Annotated in this window: 21 protein-coding genes; 17 read left to right on the plus strand and 4 right to left on the minus strand. The window is 63.7% G+C overall.

The annotated features are described in order from the left end of the window. Positions 1-11 precede the first annotated feature (11 nt). From EUB48_RS14885 to EUB48_RS14920, 8 genes are all read left to right on the plus strand, one after another. Positions 12-1,235: an SAM-dependent methyltransferase gene (locus tag EUB48_RS14885; RefSeq protein ID WP_142819875.1), complete on the plus strand. Its 1,224-nt coding sequence runs from the start codon at positions 12-14 to the stop codon at positions 1,233-1,235. After that, a complete protein-coding gene (locus EUB48_RS14890; protein ID WP_142819876.1) occupies positions 1,232-1,792 on the plus strand; it encodes a chalcone isomerase family protein in 561 nt (186 codons plus the stop codon). Before EUB48_RS14885 ends, EUB48_RS14890 begins: the two co-directional genes overlap by 4 nt. After that, positions 1,789-3,096 (plus strand): MFS transporter, encoded by a 1,308-nt coding sequence (locus tag EUB48_RS14895; protein ID WP_142819877.1) that lies wholly within the window; start codon positions 1,789-1,791, stop codon positions 3,094-3,096. The genes EUB48_RS14890 and EUB48_RS14895 overlap by 4 nt, the downstream gene beginning before the upstream one ends. Further along, on the plus strand, positions 3,093-3,629 hold the full coding sequence (locus EUB48_RS14900; RefSeq protein ID WP_142819878.1) for a DUF3833 domain-containing protein: 537 nt from the start codon (positions 3,093-3,095) through the stop codon (positions 3,627-3,629). The genes EUB48_RS14895 and EUB48_RS14900 overlap by 4 nt, the downstream gene beginning before the upstream one ends. Positions 3,630-3,633: 4 nt before the next feature. Continuing rightward, a complete protein-coding gene (locus EUB48_RS14905) occupies positions 3,634-4,416 on the plus strand; it encodes an SDR family NAD(P)-dependent oxidoreductase (RefSeq protein WP_142819879.1) in 783 nt (260 codons plus the stop codon). A gap of 2 nt (positions 4,417-4,418) precedes the next feature. Continuing rightward, positions 4,419-4,871, plus strand: coding sequence for a nuclear transport factor 2 family protein (locus EUB48_RS14910; protein ID WP_142819880.1), 453 nt, complete (start codon positions 4,419-4,421; stop codon positions 4,869-4,871). A gap of 38 nt (positions 4,872-4,909) precedes the next feature. After that, positions 4,910-6,493 (plus strand): cryptochrome/photolyase family protein, encoded by a 1,584-nt coding sequence (locus EUB48_RS14915; protein ID WP_142819881.1) that lies wholly within the window; start codon positions 4,910-4,912, stop codon positions 6,491-6,493. 235 nt (positions 6,494-6,728) lie between these two features. Continuing rightward, positions 6,729-8,339 (plus strand): GMC family oxidoreductase, encoded by a 1,611-nt coding sequence (locus EUB48_RS14920; protein ID WP_142819882.1) that lies wholly within the window; start codon positions 6,729-6,731, stop codon positions 8,337-8,339. On the opposite strand, the gene EUB48_RS14925 is transcribed toward EUB48_RS14920, so the two are convergent. The 4 genes from EUB48_RS14925 to pdxR all read right to left on the minus strand — a co-directional run bounded on the left by EUB48_RS14925 (position 8,336) and on the right by pdxR (position 12,830). Then, positions 8,336-9,157 carry an ABC transporter permease subunit gene (locus EUB48_RS14925; RefSeq protein WP_142821318.1) on the minus strand — a complete coding sequence of 274 codons (822 nt, stop codon included), beginning with the start codon at positions 9,155-9,157 and terminating at the stop codon, positions 8,336-8,338. The two genes, EUB48_RS14920 and EUB48_RS14925, sit on opposite strands and share 4 nt — an antisense overlap. Before the next feature lie 73 nt (positions 9,158-9,230). After that, positions 9,231-10,055 carry a taurine ABC transporter ATP-binding protein gene (locus EUB48_RS14930; RefSeq protein ID WP_142819883.1) on the minus strand — a complete coding sequence of 275 codons (825 nt, stop codon included), beginning with the start codon at positions 10,053-10,055 and terminating at the stop codon, positions 9,231-9,233. Between the two features lie 36 nt (positions 10,056-10,091). Then, complete coding sequence (gene tauA / locus EUB48_RS14935) at positions 10,092-11,060, minus strand: taurine ABC transporter substrate-binding protein (RefSeq protein ID WP_244618212.1); 969 nt, start codon at positions 11,058-11,060, stop codon at positions 10,092-10,094. Positions 11,061-11,318: 258 nt separating this feature from the next. Continuing rightward, positions 11,319-12,830 (minus strand): MocR-like pyridoxine biosynthesis transcription factor PdxR, encoded by a 1,512-nt coding sequence (gene pdxR / locus EUB48_RS14940; protein ID WP_142819884.1) that lies wholly within the window; start codon positions 12,828-12,830, stop codon positions 11,319-11,321. 118 nt (positions 12,831-12,948) lie between these two features. On the opposite strand from pdxR, the gene EUB48_RS14945 reads away from it, so the two are divergent. The 9 genes from EUB48_RS14945 to EUB48_RS14985 all read left to right on the plus strand — a co-directional run bounded on the left by EUB48_RS14945 (position 12,949) and on the right by EUB48_RS14985 (position 23,251). Beyond that, on the plus strand, positions 12,949-13,350 hold the full coding sequence (locus EUB48_RS14945; protein ID WP_142819885.1) for a nuclear transport factor 2 family protein: 402 nt from the start codon (positions 12,949-12,951) through the stop codon (positions 13,348-13,350). 13 nt (positions 13,351-13,363) lie between these two features. Continuing rightward, positions 13,364-14,803, plus strand: a complete 1,440-nt coding sequence (locus EUB48_RS14950; protein ID WP_142819886.1) for an NAD(P)/FAD-dependent oxidoreductase — start codon at positions 13,364-13,366, stop codon at positions 14,801-14,803. 169 nt (positions 14,804-14,972) lie between these two features. Then, entirely contained in the window at positions 14,973-16,565 is a 1,593-nt protein-coding gene (locus EUB48_RS14955) for an ABC transporter substrate-binding protein (protein WP_142819887.1), read from the plus strand. Positions 16,566-16,592: 27 nt separating this feature from the next. Further along, entirely contained in the window at positions 16,593-17,567 is a 975-nt protein-coding gene (locus EUB48_RS14960; protein WP_142819888.1) for an ABC transporter permease, read from the plus strand. Next, the gene (locus EUB48_RS14965) at positions 17,564-18,466 is read left to right on the plus strand and encodes an ABC transporter permease (RefSeq protein WP_142819889.1); all 903 of its coding nucleotides are present in this window, start codon (positions 17,564-17,566) and stop codon (positions 18,464-18,466) included. Before EUB48_RS14960 ends, EUB48_RS14965 begins: the two co-directional genes overlap by 4 nt. Further along, complete coding sequence (locus EUB48_RS14970; RefSeq protein WP_142819890.1) at positions 18,466-19,500, plus strand: ABC transporter ATP-binding protein; 1,035 nt, start codon at positions 18,466-18,468, stop codon at positions 19,498-19,500. Before EUB48_RS14965 ends, EUB48_RS14970 begins: the two co-directional genes overlap by 1 nt. 5 nt (positions 19,501-19,505) lie before the next feature. Next, complete coding sequence (locus tag EUB48_RS14975; protein WP_142821320.1) at positions 19,506-20,567, plus strand: ABC transporter ATP-binding protein; 1,062 nt, start codon at positions 19,506-19,508, stop codon at positions 20,565-20,567. 24 nt (positions 20,568-20,591) lie between these two features. Next, positions 20,592-22,250: an amidohydrolase gene (locus tag EUB48_RS14980; protein WP_142819891.1), complete on the plus strand. Its 1,659-nt coding sequence runs from the start codon at positions 20,592-20,594 to the stop codon at positions 22,248-22,250. Further along, a complete protein-coding gene (locus EUB48_RS14985) occupies positions 22,250-23,251 on the plus strand; it encodes a CobW family GTP-binding protein (RefSeq protein WP_142819892.1) in 1,002 nt (333 codons plus the stop codon). The genes EUB48_RS14980 and EUB48_RS14985 overlap by 1 nt, the downstream gene beginning before the upstream one ends. Positions 23,252-23,253 lie beyond the last annotated feature (2 nt).

Raw genomic sequence — 23,253 nt, forward strand, 5'->3', positions numbered from 1 at the left:
CGGACCTTTCCATGAACAGCACCACAGCACCCCGCTCCAACCCCATCCTGCCCCATGGCATTCCTGCCGCCGCGCGCACCGCGCTGCAACTTCTGCACCGTCTGCAGAAGGGCTCGCTCACGATGCAGCTGCCCGACGGATCGCTGCAGCACTTCGGTCCGGGCGGCGGCCCGGTGGCGGGGATCACGCTGCGCAGCTGGAATGTGTTCGGCGCCGCGCTCAAGTCCGGCGACATCGGCTTTGCCGAGAGCTACATTGCGGGCGACTGGACAACGCCCCATTTGAGCGAGCTGCTGAAGCTCTTCATCGCCAACCGCCAGCAGATCGAAGGCGCGATCTACGGCAGCTGGGCCGGCCGGCTGCTGTATCGCATCAGGCATCTGCTCCATCGCAACACGCGCGCCAACAGCCAGAAAAACATCCACGCCCACTACGATCTGGGCAACGCCTTTTACGCGCTGTGGCTGGACGACACCATGAACTACTCGTCGGCGTGGTTCGAGGGCAACCCGCAAGGTGACATGCGCACGGCCCAGCAGGCCAAGGTACGCCGCGCGTTGCGCATGGCCGGCGTGAAGCCCGGGGACCGCGTGCTGGAGATCGGCTGCGGCTGGGGCGCGCTGGCCGAGATGGCCACCACAGAATTCGGCGCCTCCCTGACGGGCGTGACGCTGTCTACCGAACAGCTGGACTTCGCGCAGCAGCGCATGGTGCAGCAGGGCGTGGCAGACCAGGCCGATCTGCGGCTGCAGGACTACCGCGACATCCATGACGGACCCTTTGACGCCATCTGCTCCATCGAGATGGTGGAGGCCGTGGGCCGCGAATACTGGCCCACCTACTTCCAGGCGGTAAGGCGACTGCTCAAGCCCGGCGGGCGCGCCTGCATCCAGAGCATCGTCATCGACGACAGCCTGTTCAAGCGCTACATCGGCTCCACCGACTTCATCCAGCAATACATCTTTCCCGGTGGCTGCCTGCCTTGCCCGAGCGAATTCCGCCGCGAGGCCGAGGCTGCCGGCTTGCGGGTGGAAGACGAATTCGCCTTCGGCCAGGATTACGCGGAAACCCTCAGGCGCTGGCGCGAACGCTTCGTCGCCCGGCGTGCGCAAATCCTGCGGCTGGGCTTTGACGAACGCTTCATGCGCATCTGGGAGTTCTACCTGTGCTACTGCGAAGCCGCGTTTTCCATGAACAACACGAACCTGATGCAATTCACCCTGGTCAGGCCATGACTATCAAAAAGATAGCTATTCGCGCATGCACAGTCTGCGCGACGGTCGTTTTTTGCTTGACCATTGCGAGCGCGCAGCCGGCCGAACCTGGCGCGCCGCTGCCCGGTATGCGTCCAGCTGGACAGGGCACACTGCGCTTTTTCGGTCTGGAGGTCTACCGCGCGCGCCTGTGGGTCAGCGCCGGCTTCCGGCCCGAGGATTATGTGGCTTATCCCCTGGCGCTGGAGCTTGCCTACCAGCGCGACTTCACCACGCAAGCGATTGCGCGGCGCTCGATTCAGGAAATGCGCCGCGTGGGTCCGCTCACAGCGCAGCAGGCCTCACGCTGGGAGCAGGCGCTGCAGGCAGCGCTGCCCGATGTCAAGGCTGGTGACCGGATCACCGGGCTGTACCGGCCCGACCAAGGGGTCGTGTTCCAGATGCAGGGCCGCACTGTCGGCGAGGTGGCAGACCCTGCGTTTGCGCGCCTGTTCTTCGGCATCTGGCTATCGCCGCACACCTCCGAGCCGCGCTTGCGCGAGGCCTTGCTTGCCGCCCGGGCACCGGGGCAGCCATGAAGCGGGCGTCGGCTGAAGTCCCGACCCGCCGGGGTCTGGCCTGCTATGGGTTGCTCGGATTGCCACTGGCCTTTGTGGCCCTGCCGCTTTATGTCTTGCTGCCCAATCACTACGCGCGGGTGTTCGGCATGCCGCTGGCCTCGCTGGGCGCAGTGCTGCTGGCGGCGCGACTCTTCGACGCCGCCATCGATCCGCTGCTCGGACGCCTGAGCGACTGGCTGTTTGCCCGTTCCCTGCACGCCGTACTGGCGGCGGGGGCGGTGTCTTCGCTGGTGCTGGCAATGGGGCTTGCCGGGCTGTTTTTCCCAGCGGTCGCGGAGCCGGGCGCACTCACCGCCTGGGCGGCGGCCTTTTTGCTGATCACCTGCACGGCCTACAGCCAGCTCAGCATTGCCCACCAATCCTGGGGCGCCCGGCTCGGTGGCGACGAACTACAGCGCGGGCGCATCGTGGCGTGGCGTGAGGGCTGCGGCGTCTTCGGTGTCGTGTTGGCCTCCCTGCTGCCTGCGCTGCTGGGACTGCCAGTCATGCTGGGCGCCTTTACCGTCGCACTGGTGCTGGGCTGGCTGGCCTGGACGAGGGCGCCATCGCCAGCGCCGCCGGCACATCCGGGCCGCGCCACGAGGGCGGTGGCGAGCCTGTGGCGGCCCTGGGGCAGCGCCGCCTTCCGGCGCCTGCTGGCGGTGTTCATGCTCAACGGCATCGCCAGCGCTGTGCCGGCTACGCTGGTGCTGTTTTTCATCCAGGACAGGCTGCAGTCGCCGCCGGCGCAGGAGCCCTTTTTTCTGGGCACCTATTTTCTCTGTGCGGCGCTGTCTATTCCGCTGTGGCTGCGGGCGGTGGCGCGCTGGGGACTGGCCCGCACCTGGCTGGCGGGCATGCTGCTGGCGATTGCGGTGTTCGCCGGCGTCGCCGGCCTGGGCAAGAGCGACACGGCGGCGTTCCTGCTGGTGTGCGCGCTCTCCGGCGCTGCGCTGGGAACCGACCTGGCGCTGCCCGGTGCGATGCTGGCCGGGGTGATTGCCCGGCAGGGCGACAACGGCCGGTTTGAGGGCGCCTACTTTGGCTGGTGGAACTTTGCCACCAAGCTGAACCTGGCGTTGGCCGCGGGTTTGGCGTTGCCGCTGCTGGGTGCGCTGGGCTATTCCCCCGGCACGCGCAGCCCCGAGGCGCTCCAGGCCCTGGGCCTGGCTTACGCCATCCTGCCCTGCGCACTCAAATTGCTGGCAGCAGCAGCGCTGTATTTTTTCATCATCCGCGACCCGGGCTCCGGGCGCACTCTTATCCCGGAAGGCACACCATGATGCAACGACGTTTCCTTCTCTCGGCCGCCATTGCCGCGCCTGTCGCTCTGGCCGGCTGCGCCAGCCAGACGCTGGCGGACTATGCGGGCGAAAAGCCGCTACTGGATCTGGCGCAATATTTCAACGGCCGCATCGACGCCCACGGCATGTTTCAGGACCGCAGCGGCAAGATCGTCAAGCGCTTCACGGTATTGATGGACTGCCAGTGGAATGGCAATCAGGGCGTGCTCGACGAAGCCTTCACCTATTCCGACGGCAGCAGGGAGCGCCGCGTCTGGCGACTCACCAAAGAAGCGCACGGCCGCTACACCGGCACCGCCGGCGACGTGGTGGGACGAGCCGTGGGGCAGACCTCGGGCAATGCTTTCCGCTGGAACTACACGCTGAATCTGCCGGTGGACGGCAAGGTCTACGAGGTAGAGTTCGATGACTGGATGTACCTGATGGACGACCGCGTCATGCTCAACCGCGCCACCATGAGCAAATTCGGCGTTCGGCTGGGCGAAGTCACCTTGGCCTTCACCAAGCGCTGAGGCAATGAGTCTCAACCCCCGCATCAGCCACTGGCAGGGCCGCAGGGCCTGGCTGGTCGGCGCCTCCAGCGGCATCGGGCACGCCACCGCATCGGCCCTGCACGCGCGGGGTGCGCAGGTGGTGGTATCGGCACGCGGCGAAGCCGCACTGCAGTCTTTTGTCGATCAGCACCCCGGCGCCAGCGCGTTGCCACTCGACACCGCCCGCCGCGACGACGTGCAGATCGCCGCTACGGAGCTGCTGACACAAGGCCCGCTGGACCTGGTCCTGTACTGCGCAGGCCACTACCACGAAATGCGCGCCACGGCCTTCGACCTGGACGAAGTGCTGCGTCACCAGCAGATCAACACCCTCGGCGCGCTGCATGTGTTGGGCGCGGTGCTGCCCGCGATGGTCGAAGCCGCGCGCGGCGGGCGAGCCGGCCACCTGAGCCTGGTCAGCAGCGTGGCCGGCTTTCGCGGTCTGCCGAAAAGCCTCGCCTATGGGCCCACCAAGGCCGCGCTGATCAACCTGGCCGAGGCGCTGTACCTGGATCTGCATGACCTTGGCATGGGCGTGAGCGTGATCAATCCCGGTTTTGTCGCCACTGCGCTGACCGCAGGCAACGACTTCCCCATGCCGGCGCTGATCTCGCCCGAGGCTGCGGCGCAGGCCATCGTGCACGGTTGGGAGCGGGGCGAGTTCGACATCCATTTTCCCAAGCGCTTCACCCGCGTGATGAAACTGCTGCGACTGCTGCCGTACCGTCTCTACTTCCCGGCCGTGCGCCGCTTTACCGGACTTTGACCATGCTGCCCACTGAGCATCCCGACGCTGACACGGCCGTGGCCCGTATCGCGGCATTTTTTGAGCAGCTCACGCCCGACAGCGTGGACTCGATCAGCCGCATCTACGCGCCCGATGCGCGATTCAAAGACCCGTTCAACGAGGTGCAGGGCATCGCCCTCATCCAGCGCGTCTACCTGCACATGTTCGAGTCGCTGCAAGAACCGGGATTCAAGGTCACCGGCCACGTGGTACAGGGTACGCAATGCTTCTTGACGTGGGACTTCATGTTTCGCTTCAAGCGTTTTCAGCGGTCAGTGCCCCAAACTGTGCGCGGTGCGTCGCACCTGGTGCTGGACGCGCAGGGCCTGATCACACGGCACCGCGACTACTGGGATGCCGCCGAAGAGCTGTACGAAAAAATTCCCGCACTCGGCGTGCTGATGCGCTGGCTCAAGAAGCGCGCCAACAGCTGAGCCCCGCCATTTTTCCTCCACACAGTGCGTTCAAACCCGTGACCTCCGCCCTTGTCTGGTTTCGCCGCGACCTGCGCTGCTTCGACCATGCTGCCCTTTACCAGGCGCTGCGCTTTGCCGACCGCGTGTACTGCGCTTTTGTGTTCGATACCGACATCCTGAACGCGCTGCCCGAGCGCCGGGATCGGCGCGTGGAATTTATCCACGCCAGCCTGGGCGAGCTCGACGGCGCGCTCCACGCCCTGTCGCTGGCCGCCGGGGGGCAAGGCTCCGGCATCCTGGTGCGTCACGGACGCGCTGTCGATTGCATCGTGCAACTCGCCCGGAACCTGGGGGTCAGCCAGGTTTTTACGAATCGCGACTATGAGCCCGCCGCCATCGAACGCGATCGCCAGGTGGCAGCGCGCCTGGCGGCCAATGGCATTGCCTTGGCGGACTTCAAGGATCAGGTCATTTTTGAGCGCGGCGAGGTGCTGACGCAGAGCGGCAAGCCATTCAGCGTTTTCACGCCGTACCGCAATGCCTGGCTCAAGAAGCTGGACGATTTCCAGCTCCAGCCCTACCCGATCGCCAAGTACGCCGCGCGCCTGGCGCCCAAGCCCCTCGGCGAAGTGCTGCCCGCGCTCTCCTCCATCGGCTTTGAGGCCACCGACCTCGCCATGCTGCCCCTCCCCACCGGCATGCGTGGCGGCAAACAGTTATTCAAGGATTTCTGCACCCGTATGGAGGGCTACCGCCAGGCACGTGACTTTCCCGCACGCAAGGGGGTGTCCTACCTGTCGGTGCACCTGCGCTTTGGCACAGTGTCGGTGCGGGAGCTGGCCGCTCACGCACACCGCCGGGGTGGCGAGGGGGCGGCCACCTGGCTATCCGAGCTGATCTGGCGCGACTTCTATCACATGATCTTGTGGCATCACCCGCATGTCGCCGAGCATGCTTTTCGCCCGGATCATGAGCACATCGTGTGGGATGACGCGCCCGAACTGTTCGCGGCCTGGTGTGAGGCGCGCACCGGCTACCCACTGGTGGACGCGGCGATGCGCCAGTTGCATCAGACCGGTTACATGCACAACCGCCTGCGCATGGTGGTGGCGTCCTTTCTGACCAAGAGCCTGGGCATCGATTGGCACCTGGGCGAGCGACACTTTGCCCGCCACCTCAATGACTACGACCTGGCGGCCAACAATGGCGGCTGGCAGTGGGCCGCTTCCACCGGCTGCGACGCGCAGCCGTGGTTTCGCATCTTCAACCCGGTCACGCAGTCGCGCAACTTCGATCCGCAGGGGCGCTTCATCCGCCGCTACCTGCCGGAACTGGCGCGCGTGCCTGACAGGTTCATCCATGCGCCGGCGGCTATGGGCACGGCGGACCAGGCCGCAGCCGGGGTGCACATCGGTGTGGATTACCCAGCTCCGGTCGTTGACCATACCAGGGCCCGTCAACGCACGCTCATGCGCTTTAGCTTTGCCACTGCAAAAAACCGGGGAGAAGCGGAGCCCAAGGCCACGCTGTCTGCTACACCGCAGGGCCTTCGGGGTGGCACCGACTACGATGTGGCGGCTGCTCTTCCAGAAAATGCGGTGAACCTCACGGACACCCGCATTCGAATTGGCTTGACATAGCTTCCAGCGCGCCCGCAATAGCACAGGCTTCGCCGCTCGCCTTGGCGCCGCCAATCTGGCAGCTCGCCACTCGATCCGACCCAACATCGGCGAGCGATCAGTTGAGCATCAACGCGGACGTGCGCAAGCGCACGATCATCGCGGAACATTTCTGTCCCGGGGTACCACACTTTATGATTCGCCGATTCTGGACTGGATTGTTCGGTTGTCCAGATTGCGCTGCAAAGGAAACAGAGTGAGCGAACAATTTGATTACATCATCGTTGGTGCCGGCTCGGCGGGCTGCGTGCTCGCCGGTCGGCTCAGCGAAGACCCGGCCACCCGGGTTCTGCTGCTCGAAGCCGGTCCGCCCGACCGTTCGCTGTGGATCCACTTGCCAATCGGTTACGGCAAGACGATGTGGAGCGACACCTACAACTGGCGCTTCAACACCGACCCCGATCCAAACATGAACGGCCGGCGCATCTACTGGCCGCGCGGCAAGACGCTGGGTGGATCGAGCTCGATCAACGGCCTGATCTATATTCGTGGCCAGCGCGAGGACTATGACCACTGGGCAGCGCTCGGCAACACCGGATGGGGCTACGAAGATGTGCTTCCGTATTTCATCAAGTCCGAGGGCAATCAGCGTGGCGCGATTCCGTTCCACGGTAGCGAAGGACCACTGAAGGTGTCCGACATTAGCGCCAGGCATGAGCTGATCGAGGCCTTCATCGACGGTGCGGGGCAGATCGGCGTTCCACGCACGGACGACTTCAACGGCGCGCAACAGGAAGGCGCCGGCTACTACCAATTGACGACCCACAAGGGTTGGCGCTGCAGTACCGCCAAAGCCTACCTCGACCCGGGGCGCGGCCGCCAGAACCTTCGCATCGAGACCGGAGCATTCGCTGCCGGATTGATCATGGATGGCCGCCGCGCCGTCGGTGTGCGGTTTCGCCAGGGTGGCGAGATCAAGAGCGCACGCTGCAACGCCGAAGTCCTGCTCGCGGCCGGCTCGATCCAGTCGCCGCAGCTTCTGCAGCTCTCTGGCATCGGGCCGCGCGCGCTACTGGAACAGCATGGCATACCTGTGGTCCTCGACGCGCCCGGCGTCGGCGAGAACCTGCAGGATCACCTGCAGATCCGCCTGAGCTTCGAGTGCACCAAGCCGATCACGGTGAACGACCAGCTCAATTCGCTCGTCGGGAAAATGCAGATCGGCCTGCAGTGGCTGCTATTCCGCTCCGGGCCGCTTGCGGTGGGCATCAACCAGGGCGGCTGCTTCATGCGCGCGCTGGCGGACGAAGCGTCAACCCCCGATATCCAGTTCCACGTCGCCACGCTCTCGGCCGACATGGCGGGGGGCAAGGTGCACCCGTATTCCGGCTTCACGATGTCGATTTGCCAGTTGCGGCCCGAGTCGCGCGGACACATCCGCATTCGCGGAGCGGACCCGTTCGAGCCGCCCGAGATGCAGCCGAACTACCTGTCAACCGATCTGGACCGGCGCACCGCCGTCGCCGGCGTGAAAGCCGTGCGCGCGATCGCCGCGTCCGTTGCCATGCGACCTTATGTCAAGCGCGAGGTCAAACCAGGTCCGCAGGACGCAACTGATGATGCCCTGCTGGAGTTCTGCCGCAACAACGGCGCCACCATTTTTCATCCCACCGGCACCTGCCGTATGGGTATCGACCCGCTTGCGGTTGTAGACGCCCGGTTGCGCGTGAACGGCGTGGCTGGACTGCGAGTGGTCGATTGCTCGGTGATGCCGACGCTGGTCTCGGGCAACACGAACGCTCCTGCGGTGATGATGGCGGAGAAAGCCGTGGACATGATCCGCGCCGATGCCAAGAACAAGCGCTAGACCCGCCCCTTCCACGGCAGCAGCAGGCGCTCGACGTAACGCATCAACAGATCGAATGCAAAGGCAAACAGACCGATGACGATGATGCCCATAATGACCGTGTCGCTGGCCAGGAATTCCGCGGCATTGAGCACCATGAAACCCAAACCACGGGTCGCGGCGATCATTTCCGCGGCCACCAGTGTGGTCCAGCCTACGCCGATGCCGATGCGCATGCCGGTGAAGATCTCCGGCAACGCCGCCTTGAGGATCACATGCCAGACAATCTGCATCCGGCTCGCCCCCATTGCATAGGCGGCATGGATCTGTTCGATCGACACCGAGCGCACCCCGGCGCGCGCAGAGATCGCCATGGGGGCGAAGATCGCCAGGTAGATCAGCAGGATTTTTGAGGTCTCGCCGATGCCGAACCAGATGATCACCAGCGGCAGGTAGGCCAGCGGCGGCAGCGGTCGGTAGAACTCGATCGGCGGGTCAAAGATGCCACGCATCACGCGATTCGTGCCCATCAAGACCCCAATAGGAATTGCGGTGATGCAAGCCAGAAAAAACGCGCCAAAGATGCGCGACAAGCTCGCCACAGTGTGCTGCCAAAGCGTCGAGTTGGATACACCCTCGGTCGCGGCAAGGACGAATTTCCCCCAGACCGCCTGCGGCGAGGGCAGGAACAGGGGCTTGATCCAACCCATGTTGGTGATGACGAACCACCCTGCAATCAGCACAATGGCGGTAACGGTGCTGATCATGCCGCTGTCGCCGTGACCGGGAGCGCCATAGACTTCCCCGGGCGCGGCCGCCTTGCGGGCAAACAAACGCATCAACAGGCCGGGAGGGGCGGCGGCGCCGCTTGAGAGGTTGACGGCACCGGACTGTGTCGACGCCAATCGGGTTTTAGACATGGGATACCTCCTGTGCCGATTCAGCTGCCCGCTCATCACCGTAGATGATGCCCAGTATCTTTTCGCGCATCTGGATGAAGTCGGGACTCGACTTCACCGCGCGGGCATTGCGACACTCCAGGAAACGACGGTTGAAATCGAGTTCGTAGGAATTGGTAATGCGCCCGGGACGCGGCGACATGACGATCACGCGGCTCCCCAAAAACAGTGCCTCTTCAACGCTGTGCGTGATAAAGAAGAACATCTTTCCGGTTTTTTGCCAGACATCGAGCAGCAACTCCTGGATGGTTTCGCGCGTCAGTGCGTCAAGCGCCGCCATCGGCTCGTCCATCAACAGCGTCGCAGGGTTGCAGGTCAATGCGCGCGCAATGCCTACGCGTTGCTGCATGCCACCCGAGAGCTGGTAGATCATGTGCTGATGAAAATCCTGCAAACCCACGAGCGCGAGATTGCGGGCGGCGATCTCGCGCCGCTCCTTCTTGCCCACACCCTGTAGCTTCAGGCCGAACTCGGTGTTGTCGATGACGCTGAGCCACGGCAGCAGCGCGTGCTTCTGAAACACCACGCCGCGGTCCGAACCGGGTCCGGTGATGGCCCGGCCAGCGAGCAGCAGCTCACCACTCGACGGAGAGAGAAATCCCGCCATCATGTTCAGCAACGTCGTCTTGCCACAACCTGACGCCCCCAGCGCCACCACGAAGTCGCCTGGGTTGATGGTCAGGTTAATGTTGTCCAGTGCCATGACTTTTTCTCCCGGAGTGCGCCCCGGAAAGATGACGCTGACCCCATTGACCTGCAAATCTTTAGTGTGATCCATAGGTTTGCTCCTTCTTGACGTTGCCTCCTGGAACCATTACTTGGCCGCCGCCTGTGCGTACTTGTCAGTGACGTACGGACCATAGTCGGGAAGCGCCTTATCAATCTGACGCTGATTTTTCAGGAACTCGGCGCTGTTCGTGAGCGCGCGCAGCGCGCCGCCGCTCTTGCCACCGCCCAGCCATACGGCGGAAGCCTGCTCCTGCGCGGTCGGGAAGACCAGCAACTTGACGGCATCGGCGGCGTCCTTGGCCGTGCCACCGGCCAGCTTGACCATGGCCTTGATCTCGGGTGAGTCGGCATTCCATTTGGCGCCGTTGGCGCGATAGTCGGCATAGGACTGGGCCAGCACTTTGGTAAATTTGTTCATGAAGTCGGCATGCTTTGCCGACCAGGTGCGATTGGCGACCAGGCCGTCGAAGGTTGGCACACTCTTCTTGCCCACCTCTTCGGAAGTGATAATGGTCGTGCCGGTCTTCTCGATTTCAGAGAGCGCCGGCGGCCACACATAGGCGGCGTCGATGTCACCGCGCGACCAGGCCGCCACAATCTGCGGCGGCTTCATGTTCAGGATCTGCACGTCGCTCGGCTTGATGTGCCAGATCTGTTCCAGCGCAACCAGGAGGTGGAAGTGCGACGTGGAAACGAATGGCACGGCCACCTTCTTGCCTTTGAGGTCCTGCGGCCCCTTGATACCCGATCCGTTGCGTGCGACCAGCGCTTCCGAACGGCCGATGTCGTCCAGAATCCAGAACAGCTCCATGTCAACCCCGCGCGTGGTCGCCGCGGCAATCCCGGTCGATCCAAGCACTCCGATCGGCACGTCGCCCGACGCGAATGCACTGGTGATATCGCCTGCCGAAGAAAACTGCCGCCAGTCGATCTTGTAACCGGTCGCCTTCTCAAAACTGCCGTTCGCGATGGCGGTGAGGAATGGCCCATCGATCAGCTGATAGCCGATGGTGACCTTCGTGTCCTGCGCCTGTGCGCTGGCGGCACCCAGCACGGATGCACCGACCACTGAGCCGGCCAGGAAGTTCGCCGCTGTCAGGTTGAAATTTCGACGAGAGAGATTGGATTTCATGTCAGACCTCAGGTTTAAAGACTTCGGGTTGCGGGACCAATGGAAAGGCGGCGCGGCGAGGCAAGATTTGCAGCGCCCTACCGCGCACGTCACACCGCTCAGCCGAATTGAATGTACCTCCAACCTCGAGCGCGCGGAAGTACCAGCCTGACGCGCCGCATAGCACCAGCGCCTTGGTACTTACCCTGAGAGTCGCGCGCCGCGCCCTTGTGCGAGTTCATCAACGGCCAGCGCCAGTGCGCGTATACCGGCTGGAATCTGAGCCGCCGCAATCGACGACAGCCGCAACCGGAAAAACGGACACGGGTACGGAGGCTTCAGAAAGAATACGGCGCCAGCCTCGATCAGTACCCCGTGGCTGCGCGCCACCAGTGCCAACTCGCCGGCATCGACCCACGCCGGCGCCCGCACCCAGATCGACGCGCCGCCCTGCGGCAGCGCGAACTCGAAATCCGGCAAGTGCTCGTGCAACGCTTGCGCGGCTAGCGCGAGGCGCTCCTGCATCGCGGCGTTGACGCGCCGCGCGTGCGACTCGTGGTGCCCGAGCGACAGGAACAACGCATAGGCATGCTGCAGGAATGCGCTCGGGTGCCGCACCATTGCATGCCGGATCACCCGCAACTCCTTGATCAGCGCGAGTGGCGCAACAATGTAGCCCAGCCGCAGCACTGGCGATAGACTCTTCGATACCGAGCCGATGTAAATCACGCGCCCACTGCGGTCCAGGCTCTTCAGCGCCGGCATCGGTTCGCCTGCATACAGATTTTCAGCCTCGTAGTCGTCCTCGATGATCACGAAGTCCCGTAGGCCGGCTTCGCGCAGCAGCCACTGGCGCCGATCCAGGCTAAGTGTCGCGGTGGTCGGGCTCTGGTGCGACGGCGTGACGAACAGGTAATCGAGTGCGGGTAGCCCCTCGACCACCACGCCGTCTTCGTCCACGGACACCTCCACCCACTTCGGCTTGCGCAGCGCGAAACTGTTGCGCGCATGTGGGTGGCCGGGTTCCTCCAGGCCAACGCGAGTACATTCATCGAACAGTGCGTCGGCCAGCAGGTAGTACGCATGCTGCGCACCGATGGTAACGATGATCTCCTCTTTCAGCGCGAACACGCCACGCTTGGGCAGCAACCGTGTGCGGATTTGCTCGATCAGGTCAGGCACGTCATCCGTTTCAAAGTCGGGCGTCCAGTGCGACAGTTGCGAGCGCGCCAGGCTGCGCACGCAGCATTCACGAAAATCCTCGGTCGGAAACAGCTGCGGGTCGTAGGTGCCGTAGACGAACGGGTAGGGGTAGTCTCGCCACTGCTCGGGCTTGGACAGGGTAGGCAGATCGACCAGCGAACGCAGTACACGCGCCGACCAGTCCGGCATCTGGCGGACGGTGCCAATCGGCGGTTCGGCGTGCGCGGCCGACAGTGGGCGCGCATTCGGCGCCACAAACACGCCGCTGCGTGGTCGCGCTTCAAGGAAGCCTTCATCCATCAACTGCAGGTAGGCTGAGGTGACCGTGTTGCGGCTCAAACCCAGCAACACCGACAATTCGCGCGACGATGGCAGTGCCGCCCCCGAGGCCAAGCGCCCATCCAGAATCGCCTGCACAATAGCAAACCGCAATCGCCCCTGCAGCGGCAATACGGGTTGCTCGGGCAGCACGAACAGCTGCGCCCACTGGATCGTTCGCGGGTTAACCATAATACAGCGCGAGTTTACACAGGCGGCCGCCTGGCTCGGCCGAATCTTGCCATCTGGCCCTATCGCGCCGCGAAAAAGCTGTCTATGCTTGTTGACATCAAACCTTCAGGAGCACCCAATGAGCGAAAATTCCAAACCCTTCACCGCCGCCACGCTGGCCGCATTCAGTGACGCCTGGAACCGCCACGACGTTGATGCGCTGATGAGCTTCATGAGCGACGATTGCGTGTTCCAGTCCATCGCCGGCCCCGATGCCTGCGGCACTCGCTTCAGTGGCCCGGACGCTGTGCGCAAAGCCTTCGCGGCCGCCTGGCAAGCGGTACCGGACGCGCAGTGGATCAACGGCCAGCACTTCGTGCAGGGCGACTTTGGCGTCTCCCAATGGACCTTTACCGGCACCGCGGCCGACGGCAGCCGCATCGAGGCCGACGGCGTCGACCTGTTTACCCTGAAAAACGGAAAGATCGCCGTGAAAAATGCATTTCGCAAAGTCCGGCCGAACCTGCCAGCGGCAAAGTAATCCGGGAGCCAACATGGCCACGACTCAATCTCTGCATTTCACGGGCGGCGACCTGCCCGCCGACAAACGCTACGACCCACGGTACGACCCACTCGTGGCGGCCGACCCCGGTACTGGTCGCGCCTACGCGCCGACCTACTGGGTGGCCAGCGCAGGCACCCCACCGGAAGACGACGGGCCGATCATGCGCGACACTGACGCCGATGTCGTGATCATTGGTTCCGGTTCGACCGGCATGTCGACGGCGCTCTACCTTGCGCAGGAGCACGGCATCCGTGCCATCGTGCTGGAGGCGAACCAGGAATCATGGGGCTGCTCAAGTCGCAGCGGCGGCCAGGGCCAAAACGCCAGTGGCCGGCTCAAGCGCTCGCAATGGATAGCCCGCTGGGGCCTGGACGTGGCGAAGAAACTCGACACCGAGATCCGCACCGGCTTCGAGAACTTCAAGTCCCTCACGAAGGAAATCGACTGCGACGCCTTCGACGGCGGCCATCTCTACCTGGCACACCGGCCCGAGAAGCTGGAATACCTGCGCGGCGAAACCAAGGTGATGCGCGAAACCTTCGGTTACAACACGCGCATGCTCAGCGCGGAAGAGGTGCGGCGCGACTACTGCGACGAACGCGAAACCGCCGGCGCCATGTTCGAAGCCGAAGGTGTGGGCGTGCACCCGCTCAAGCTCACCTTCGGCCTGATCCGCAAAGCGCGCGCGCTCGGCGTCAAGATTCATACCGCCAGCCCGGTGCAGGGGTGGGAGACACGCAACGGCGTGCATTACCTGCGCACCCCCGGTGGCACCGTGCGTGCCAAGCGGGTTGCCGTGTGCACCGGCGGCTACACCGGCCAGAACCTGAACCCGCTGCTGAAGAACAAGATCATGCCGATCCTGTCGAACTCGGTGGTCACGCGTGTGCTCACCGACGCCGAGATGAAGGCCTGCAACTTTCGTTCGCAGACCTTTATGACTGACACCCGCACGCTGCGCTTTTACTACCGCCTGTTGAAAGGCAACCGCCTGCAACTCGGCAGCCGCAGCTCGGTGACCGGTGCTGACGCCGAGGACCCGGGGCATCTGAAGCTGCTGACCGATGCGATTGCACGCAAATTTCCGCCGCTCGCCGGTATTCAGATTGACTACTCATGGTGGGGCTGGGTCGACGTGGCCCATGACATGATGCCGCGCATCACCCGCCCCGACCCCGCGCAAAGTGTCTGGTATGCCGTTGGCTACGGCGGCAACGGCGTGTCGTTCTCGACCTGGGCCGGCAAACGGCTGGCCGAACGCGTGGCCGGCCAGGATGCCGGCCGTGAAGTGTTCAAGCTGCCCATCTATGACTCGCCGCTGGAGTATCCGAACCTGTTTGGCCTGGTCCGCTCGCAGGCCTTCGCGCCGTTCCGCCGCTTCGGCCAGCGTTTTCTGTACAAGTGGTATTGGCTACAAGACGAGAAATAATTCCGAGCCGCTTCAGCGGCTCATTTCGATCAGAGTGCCGCTTGCGGCACTCTGGCTCCATCGATACCCGCCATCTGGACCCATTTCCTGCACTCTAGTTGAGGGGTTTCCTCGTTGACAGGTGATATCGCTTCACCCAACATTCAGCATCGCCTTTTGGAGCCTTTCGATGCCATATTCTCGCCTTACCCGTCGCGACACTTTCGCACTTGCACTGGGCGCTGCTGCCACGACCTGCTCACTTCCAACTTTCGCGCAGGAAGCCAAGCGCGGCGGCACCCTGGTCATCGGCAGCACACAAACGCCACGCCACCTGAACGGCGCGGTGCAGTCCGGTATCGCCACCGCAGAGCCATCGACCCAGATCTTCGCGAGCCCGCTGCGCTTCGACGACAAGTGGGCGCCGCAACCCTACCTGGCCGAATCGTGGAAGCTGGCCGACGACGGCAAGTCGCTCACCCTGAACCTGCGCAAGAACGCGGTGTTCCACGACGGCAAGCCGGTCACCTCGGCCGACGTCGCGTTCTCGATCATGGCGATCAAGGCCAACCATCCGTTCACGACGATGATGGCGCCGGTTGACAAGATCGACACGCCCGATCCCTACACTGCGATCATTCGCATGAGCACGCCGCATCCGGCAATACTGCTGGCAATGTCGCCGGCCTTGTGCCCGATCCTGCCCAAGCATATCTATGGTGATGGGCAAGACCTGAAGAGCCATCCGCGCAACTCCAAAGACGTGGTGGGCTCGGGGCCCTTCAAGCTGGTCGAGTTCACACCCAATCAGCGTATCGTGATGGAGCGCTTCGACAAATTCTTCCTGCCCGGCAAGCCGTACCTCGACAAGGTCATCATCACCATCTCGCCCGACCAGTCCAGCCTGATGCTGAACCTGGAGCGCGGCGATATCAACATGATGCCCTTCGTCAGCGTGCCAACCGACCTGCGGCGCCTGGCCAACGACAAGCAGTTCTCGCTCACGCCCAAGGGCTACGAAGGCATCGGCGCGCTGAACTGGCTCGCGTTCAACACCGCGAAGAAGCCGCTCTCCGACGTGCGCGTGCGCAAGGCGATCGCGACCTCGATCGACAAGAACTTCATCACCAAGGCCCTGATGGGCGGCTTCGCCCAGGTGTCCGATGGGCCGATCGTGCCGAGCAGCCCGTTTGCGGTGACCGACTTGGTGCGATATCCCTTCGACCTGAAGAAGGCTGCCGCCATGCTCGATGCCGCCGGCTACAAGGTGGATGCGAATGGCGAGCGCTTCAAATTGACGATCGACTACCTGCCGGGCGTCGATGACCAGCAAAAGACCGTGGCCGAGTATGTGCGCGGCCAGCTCAAGAAAGTAGGTATTGCGGTCGAGGTGCGCACCTCGGCCGACTTTCCTGCCTGGGCCAAACGCATGGCGACACACGACTTCGACATGTCGATGGACCTGGTGTACAACTGGGGCGATCCGGTCATTGGCGTGGCCCGCACCTACCTGTCAACCAACATCAAGCCCATCGTCTGGACCAACACCCAGTCATACAACAACCCCAAAGTCGATGAGCTGCTGAACACGGCCGGCCAGACCCTCGATCCGGTCAAACGCAAGGCCTACTACGCAACGTTTCAGAAGATCGTCACGGACGAGTTGCCTATCGAGTTCATCAACGTGCTGCCCTACCATACGGTGACGAACCGCAAGGTCGGCAACGTACCCATGACGATCTGGGGCCCTCTTTCGCCCTATGACAATGTCTACATCAAGTAGGGTGGCTTCGTTCCTGGTCCATCGATTATGAAGACTGCTAGCTACGTTGTCGTACGCCTGCTCCAGGCGCTGGCCCTGGTGCTTGCGGTCGTGGTGCTGAATTTCGTGCTGGTGCACGCCGCCCCTGGCGACCCGGTGGAAACCATCGCCGGCGCCAGCGGCGGTATGTCGACCGAGCTGATGGCGCAGCTGCGCACGCAGTACGGCCTGGACAAGTCGCTTCCGGTGCAGCTGGGCGTCTATCTTGGCAAAGTGATTCACGGGGATCTCGGCTACTCATACTTCTTCAATCTTCCGGTCTCGCAGATGATCCTCGAGCGGGTGCCGGCCACACTGCTGCTGGTACTCTCTTCTGTGGTCTGTGCATTCATATTCGGCACGGCACTCGGGGTGCTGTCATCGCGCAAGCCGAACGGGGTTCTCTCGCAGTTCATCACAGTGCTGTCGATGGTCGGCTTCGCGGCGCCGGTGTTCTGGACAGGGATCATGCTGGTGATCCTCTTCGCATCGGTCTTTCCGATCCTGCCGGTCTCCGGCATGCGCTCAATCGATTCGAGCGGCGGCGGTTTCCAGGACGTGTTGGATGTGCTTTACCACCTGGTCCTACCCATGGCGACGCTCGCCTTGGTCTACCTGGCGCAATACAGCCGACTGGCGCGCTCGTCGATGCTGGACGTTCTCGGTTCCGACTTCATTCGCACCGCCCGCGCCAAGGGCCTGGCCGAACGAGTCGTGCTGTACAAGCACGCACTGCGCAATGCACTGATCCCGGTAGTCACGGTACTCGGGTTGCAGTTCGGCAACGTGCTTTCCGGTGCGATTCTGGTTGAGACCGTGTTCAACTGGCCTGGTTTGGGCCGGCTCGCGTTTGACTCGGTGCTTCGGCGCGACTACCCGACCATCCTCGGTTTGTTGTTGTTCTCATCGATCGTCGTCGTCGTCATGAACCTTTTGACCGATCTGTGTTATCGGCTGATCGACCCGCGGATCAAGACATCATGAATACCCCTCCGTTGACGGCTTCGGCCGGCGCCGCGCCCGAGCAGGCAGTCCCCAAAGTCGAACATCCTACCGTCGAGGCACTGCGCATGTTCGTGCGCAATCCGTCGGCGATCGTCGGTATCGTGCTGTTCCTCTTCGTGCTCGTTGTATCGATCGCCGGGCCCTGGCTCTACCCTGCTGACCCGTTCGAGATCCGCGCGGCCCCGCTCACGCCACCCTTTACCGCTGACGCCTGGCTGGGAAGCGACTACCTGGGTCGCGATGTGCTCACGACGCTGATCTACGGCGGCCGCGCGACCTTGCTGATCGGTGCATTCGCGGCACTGCTCTCCGTCGTGATCGGTATCACGCTCGGCGCGTTCTCGGGCTATTACGGCGGAAAAGTCGACGCCGTGCTGATGCGTATCACCGAGTTTTTCCAGGTACTGCCGGCGTTGTTGTTCGCGATGGTGGTAGTGACACTGTTTTCTCCGACACTGGTGACGGTTACGATCGCCATCGGCATCGTCAGCTGGACCGGCACCGCACGCCTGACCCGCGCCGAGTTCCTCAAGTACCGCGGCCTTGAGTTCGTACGTGCCGAACGTGCCATCGGCGCGCGCAACTCGCGCATCATCTGGAAGGTGATTCTGCCCAATGCGCTTCCACCATTGATTGTCTCGGCGGCCCTGGCGATTGGTGCCGCGATCCTGTTTGCAGCAGGTCTGTCGTTCCTGGGCTTGGGCGACCCGAACGAGATGAGCTGGGGCCTGATGATTGGCTCGAGCCGCCAGTATGTGTTGTCGTGCTGGTGGGCCGTGACCTTTCCAGGTGCAGCGATTTTCGTCACCGTATTGGCCATCAGCCTGATCGGTGATGGCCTGAACGATGCTCTCAATCCGAAACTGAGGGAGCGCTAATGAGCACCACTGCACCACTGCTTCAGGTCGAAGACCTGCGCGTGGAATTCAAGACGCGTCGGGGCAAGGCCCTCGTGCTTAACGGCGTCGACTTTCAGATCCGCGGCGGCGAAACATTGTGCGTTGTCGGCGAATCGGGCTGCGGCAAAAGCATGACGGCGCTCGCATTGCTGCGCCTGATCCCGTCGCCACCCGGGCGAATCAGCGGCGGGCGCGTGCTTTTTCAGGGTGAGGATCTGGTGCAAGCGGACGAAGCTCGCATGCATAAAGTTCGCGGCAACCGGATTTCGATGATTTTCCAGGAGCCCATGACGTCGCTGAACCCGGTGTTCAAAGTCGGCGATCAGATTGGGGAGTCCTTGCGATTGCACGCGGGGCTCGACGCCGCCGCGGCGCGCGCACGTACGATCGAGATGCTGCAGCAGGTCGGCATCCCTGCGCCCGAGCGGCGGGTCGACGAGTATCCGCACCAGCTGTCGGGTGGCATGCGCCAGCGCGTGATGATCGCGATGGCGTTGGCCTGCCGGCCCGATATCCTGATCGCTGACGAGCCGACCACGGCGCTCGACGTCACGGTGCAGGCTCAGATCTTCGACCTGCTGCGCGACCTGCAACGCGAAAAAGGCACGGCCATCCTGCTGATCACACATGACATGGGCGCTGTTGCCGAAATGGCCGATCGGGTGATGGTGATGTACGCGGGCCGTGTGATCGAACAGGGGACCACGGAGCAGGTGCTGTCGCACCCGGGTCATCCCTATACCCAGGGCCTGATCGATTGCCTGCCCGAGCTCGGCAGCAGCCTCCAGCACGAGCGTGCCGAACTCGCCGAAATTAGGGGCGTCGTGCCCTCCATCTGGGAGCTGGGCAGCGGCTGCGCGTTTCGCGAGCGCTGCCCCCATGCCATGGCACGCTGCGCAGAACAGGTGCCCCCGATGTTTGCGACCGGCGAGCACGGCGCGCTCGCAACGGGCGATGGCACCCACCGTGCGGCCTGCTGGCTGCATGCGCAAGACCAGATGGTGGCCGCATGAGGACGATGGCAAGCCCTATTGAACAAGTAGCGCCTACTGCTTTGGCCTCGTCGAATACGCTCCTGTCAGTGCGCGACCTGCACGTGCACTTTCCGCGCGCCAAATCGGGATGGTTTCAGCCGCCCGAGGTGGTCAAGGCCGTCGATGGCGTCTCCTTCGATGTCACGCGCGGCACGACGCTGGCGATCGTCGGCGAATCGGGCTCCGGCAAGACCACCACAGCGCTCGCGGTGATGCGCCTGTCACCGGTCACGTCCGGCCACATCCAGCTTGGCGACACCGACCTCGGCGCGCTTGAAGGCGAAGCGCTGCGCCAGGCGCGCACGCGGCTGCAGATCATTTTCCAGGACCCATTCTCGTCGCTGAACCCGCGCGAGCGCGCCGGCGCCGCAGTGCGCGCCCCACTTGACCTGATGCAAGTAGGCACGCCGGCACAGCGCACCGAGCGAGTCGCTGAACTATTCAAAGCGGTTGGTCTGCGGCCTGAGCAGCAGCACCTGTTTCCACACCAGTTCTCGGGTGGACAGCGCCAGCGCATCAACATCGCAAGGGCGTTGGCCACCAATCCCGAACTGGTCGTCTGCGATGAGCCCGTGTCCGCGCTGGACATCGCAATCCGCGCCCAAATCCTGAACTTGCTGGCAAGGCTGCAGCGCGAGCTCGGTTTGACCTACCTTTTCATCTCTCATGACATGGCGGTGGTTGAGCACATCTGCGACGACATCGCAGTCATGTACCTGGGCCAGATCGTCGAGCGCGGGCCGCGCAAGGCCTTCTTCGCGAACCCACTGCACCCGTACAGCGTGGCGCTGATGTCCGCGGTGCCCACGGTCCATGGCGGGCGCAAGCACGCCGCCCAGAGAATCAAGCTCAGCGGCGACCCGCCGAGCCCGATCAACCCCCCAGCTGGCTGCCGCTTCGCCGGCCGTTGTCCGATGGCTGAGCCGGCCTGCGTGGCCGAACTGCCCCCGCTACGTGAAGTGGTACCGGGCCACTGGGTGCGCTGTCGGCGTGTCGACATCGTCGACGGACTGCCGCGAGCGCCACTTCAGATGCCGACAGCCTGATTACTAGTTTTCCCCGACACCATCATGACCCACACGACTGTTTATTCGGCCCGCAAGATCATCACCATGAACCCAATGCAGCCCGAGGCTACGCACGTGGCCGTGCGCGACGGGCGCATCCTCGCGGTCGGTGACCTCGAACGCATGCAGGCCTGGGGCGCGTACACGCTCGACGAACGCTTCGCCGACAAGGTACTGATGCCCGGACTTGTCGAAGGCCATTCACATCTAATGGCCGGAGGTCTTTGGCTATTTCCTTTTGTCGGCTTTCATGCCCGCACCGCACCGGATGGCAAGGTCTGGTCCGGCTGCCATAACTTCGACGAGGTCGTCGCGAGACTCATCGAACTCGAGGCGCAGATCGACGACCCGGCCAAGCCGCTGCTCGCATGGGGGTTCGATCCAATCTTCTTCGGCGCAGAGCGTATGACGGTGCATCACCTCGATCGCGTTTCGGCAACGCGTCCGGTCGTGATTCTGCACGCGAGTCAGCACCTGATGAACGTGAACTCCGCGGCAATGGCCGCCGTTGGCATCACGCGCGAAACCGAGGTGGAAGGTATCGCACGGTTCGACAACGGTGAACCCACTGGCGAACTACAGGAGTTTGCCGCGATGTTCCCGATCGCGCGCCTGACTGGCAACATTTTCCGGATCGCCGGCACCACTGAACAAGGCTTGAGATTGTTCGGCCAGGTCGCGCAGCTCGCCGGCGTGACAACCGCGACCGACCTGGTCAACGATCTGTCAGACAACAACGTAGAGGTGCTGCAAAAAGTCACTGCAGAAGCCGATTTCCCGGTACGGCTGGTGCCTGCCTACATCGGGCTCGACGGTTCGACGTCGCGCGAAGCGGGCGCTGCACGCGTGCGCAGTCGCGTCGCCACGAATACCGACAAGCTGCACTTTGGCCTGGTCAAAATCGTCACCGACGGCTCGATTCAGGGTTTTACCGCACGCGTGCGCTGGCCTGGCTATTTCAATGGTCACGACAACGGCATCTGGATCCAGCCACCGGCTGAACTGAAAGCGACGATCGCGCACTTCCATGCTGCCGGCTTCCAGTTGCATATCCACACCAATGGCGACGAGGCCACCGAGCTCGCGATTGACGGCATCGAGGAGGCTCTGGCAACACATCCGCGCGCCGACCACCGCCACACGCTGCAGCATTGCCAGATGGCCGACGCCGCGCAGTTCCGTCGCATGGCGCGCCTGGGCATTTGCGCTAATCTGTTCGCCAACCATATCTACTACTGGGGAGATGCACACCACGCGCTGACGATGGGTCCGGATCGTGCCGAGCGCATGGATGCATGCGCCACCGCGCTGGAACACGGCGTGCCGCTGGCGATCCACTCCGACGCGCCGATCACGCCACTCGGGCCGCTCTTCACGGCGTGGTGCGCGGTCAACCGGCTCACATCATCAAGTCGTGTCCTCGGAGCGAGCGAGCGCATCAGCGTGGCGGACGCGTTGCAGGCAATCACACTCGGCGCCGCGTTCACGCTCGGGTTGGACGATCGCATCGGTTCGATCGAAGTACGCAAATTCGCCGACTTCTGCGTGCTCGATGAAGACCCGCTGGCCGTGGTTCCCGAGGCACTCAAGGATCTGCGCATTGCCGGTACGGTACTTGGCGGCCGTGTGCTGGAATTGCCGGGCAGTACGCCCGGAAAATGATGACAGCCGTGCCGCCAGCGGCCCGACCGCGATTGCCGCTGACCGTCGTCGGCGGCTTTCTCGGCGCCGGCAAGACGACACTGCTGAACCGGCTGCTGTGCCAGTCGCAAGGTCGCCGCCTGGCGGTGCTGGTCAACGATTTCGGCGCGCTCAACATCGACGCCGAGTTGGTAGCTTCGAGTGCCGGCGACACTTTCGCACTGACCAATGGTTGCGTCTGCTGTTCGATCGGCGACGACCTGACGGCGGCGCTGATCGCCGTGATCGAGTCGCCGATGCCGTTCGACGCGGTCGTGATCGAAGCCAGCGGCGTCTCCGACCCATGGCGGATCGCGCAAGTGGCACTAGTCGACCCCGGGCTCAGCCTGGACGGCGTGATCGTGCTGGTGGATGCGAGCGCCGCGCTGGCGCAGTCGCGCGCCCCCTTGCTGGCCGACACGCTGGAGCGTCAGCTGAAGGCGGCCGACCTGATCGTCGTCAATCACTGCGACCGCGCGGCGGATGACGAGCGCGCCCGCGTGCGTGACTGGATCGCCTCGGTCGCCGGCGCCACGCCGCAGTTCGAGACCACCCAGGCGCAGGTGCCGCTGCCGATGCTCAGCGGCCTGGCGCTGCCCGACATGCAGCTGGCGCCGGCATCTGAGCCAGCGCACCGTGATCCGCACGGGCACGCCGATGGTGCGCACGAACACGAGCATGATGACCCGGCCCATGGCGCGTTGTTCGACACCTGGTCGTGCCGCCCCGCGCGGGTGTTCTCGAGCACGGCGCTGCGCGCCTGGCTGACCGAACCGCCGCCCGGCATCCTGCGGCTGAAAGGCGTGCTGCGCACCGGGACGCAGGACAGCGACAGCACATGGTCGGAGCTGCAGTTCGCCGGCCGCCACGGCACGCTGCGCACGGTCCCCGCTCCCGCAGCGGGCCCGGCGCTGGTGGCGATTGGCTTGCGCGGGCGGCTGCCGATGGCGGCGCTGTCGGCACTGTTCGACGCGCCCGGCTGAAG

The organism is Rhodoferax sediminis, assembly GCF_006970865.1.
GTDB lineage: Bacteria > Pseudomonadota > Gammaproteobacteria > Burkholderiales > Burkholderiaceae_C > Rhodoferax_A > Rhodoferax_A sediminis.